A 917-nucleotide genomic window follows, 5' to 3' on the forward strand; every position below is an offset into this window, starting at 1 on the left:
CACTGAACATGTCACCACTTGCACCACGTATCGCCCACCCCGTTTTGGTACCTAGATCAAAACAAAGAATCGTGTTAATCACCACGCAACTCCATACAAAATGTGTTTTATAAAAGCACTCAGCAGTAATTATTTCTGAAATAGGAGAATAAATGCCTCTTAATCTTATTCGCACAATTTTTTCAGTTTACACTAAGTACAAAGAGCAAGAAGAACGAAGATTAGGAGCCAAATTGGAACTAAGACCTATTCCCCAACCAAAATATGGTAGTGTTATCCCATCAAAGAAAAGCGTTTTAAGGATAATCTCAGGATCGCTGGTTCATTTACAAGTTACCTTCTATAATCCTACAAAACAGATGATTAGATTGAACCATATATGGATAGATAAAAAGACCTCCTTTGAATTTGTTCATGTTTCATATCTTAAATCCAACCTAGAATTGCATAAACAAACAGAAGACATCTTCATTAAAACGCAAAAAAAACACGTCAACTTGATAACTCCTGAACTAAACCCAATCCAAAATGAGTGGTGTGATCTATTTAGTATCAAGGGTGAAAGTGAACTAACATTTTTACTCATTTTTGCAATGTACAATCCATCTAAAATACAGCCTATAAATATCATTGTAGAACATACTTCTCCAAACTATCCAACCAAAACACTCAAAGCTAATTTTTATCTTGGTTCCTATTGTAATGATGAATAGAACGATATTTTTGAAAAAAATTTTTCAAAGAAAGAACGCTTTCGTGAATAATCCTAATAGCTAAAGCCATATTCCGTACTCCCAATAATAACGGAGTCTCTCCAATGTTCTACGGTGCCAAGGTAGTGATGCCATGTATTGTTGTGGTGTTAACATAGACAATTTATAAGTCGTATTGGAAATGTAATTAAAGTTTGGAACTAG

Annotated in this window: 1 protein-coding gene; it reads left to right on the plus strand. The window is 34.0% G+C overall.

Annotation, left to right across the window (positions count from 1 at the left end; translation table 11 throughout):
* Positions 1-152: 152 nt before the first annotated feature.
* Positions 153-713 carry a hypothetical protein gene (locus ACFIJZ_RS09925; protein WP_375627055.1) on the plus strand — a complete coding sequence of 187 codons (561 nt, stop codon included), beginning with the start codon at positions 153-155 and terminating at the stop codon, positions 711-713.
* Positions 714-917 lie beyond the last annotated feature (204 nt).

Origin of the sequence: Bartonella sp. CL70QHWL (genome assembly GCF_042194855.1) — a bacterium.
Taxonomy (GTDB): domain Bacteria; phylum Pseudomonadota; class Alphaproteobacteria; order Rhizobiales; family Rhizobiaceae; genus Bartonella.